The 697-nt window shown below is 24.4% G+C and carries 1 protein-coding gene and 1 pseudogene; both read left to right on the top strand.

Annotated elements, in window-relative coordinates; genetic code table 11:
* Positions 1–484, top strand: a 484-nt coding sequence (locus CD172_RS12830) for a hypothetical protein (protein WP_169925255.1), incomplete at its 5' end; no start/stop codon positions are given.
* Positions 481–697: pseudogene (locus CD172_RS12900) on the top strand (hypothetical protein); the annotation flags it as partial. The gene CD172_RS12830 and the pseudogene CD172_RS12900, both read left to right, overlap by 4 nt.

A 697-nucleotide genomic window follows, 5' to 3' on the forward strand; every position in this document is an offset into this window, starting at 1 on the left:
ATATAATTTACATGAAATATCAAAGAAATATTATGATAGAGATAATATGAGTGTTTATGTCGTTGGAGATATTAAATTCAATAAAGATACCAATTTTAGTAATTATCAAAATGTTGTAACTAAAAAGAAGATTATTACACAGGATGGAGAGTGTGAAATACAAGGGACCGAAGAAGTGCTTTTTTTGAAAATTATCTTTCTAAATATATCCAATGAAAAAAAACTAATATATTATAATGGTGGATTTTTATATTACGGTCAAAAGCAGCAATTAGTGAAAAACATTACTCTATTTGAGAAAAATGACACATTGGCTAATAACATTTATAAAGATATTTTAGATAAAATGAGTGCAGTTGTTAGAATAAAAAATATTGTAGAGTTTTGGAACTTGCATAATAATTTTTTCTCGAATATACAAAATATATGCGAAAGTGAAAAATTAATGGATTTAATAAATGAACTTAAGGGTGAGTTATCATGAAATTAAAATACCGATTTTTTATTGTAGCATTGGTAGTTTTAGGGAGTTATTACGTTTTTGGCGTTAACAAATATATTGATTATTGGTTAACGTATTTTGTTATTAAAAATTCCTGGTCAGAATTTGTATGTATATCTGTAATAAATACACTTTTAGTCGTTCCGTTTTATATGTATATTAATAGTAGGATAAAGCAAATTAATCATATTAATG

The organism is Staphylococcus agnetis, assembly GCF_002901865.1.
GTDB classification, from domain to species: Bacteria; Bacillota; Bacilli; order Staphylococcales; family Staphylococcaceae; genus Staphylococcus; species Staphylococcus agnetis.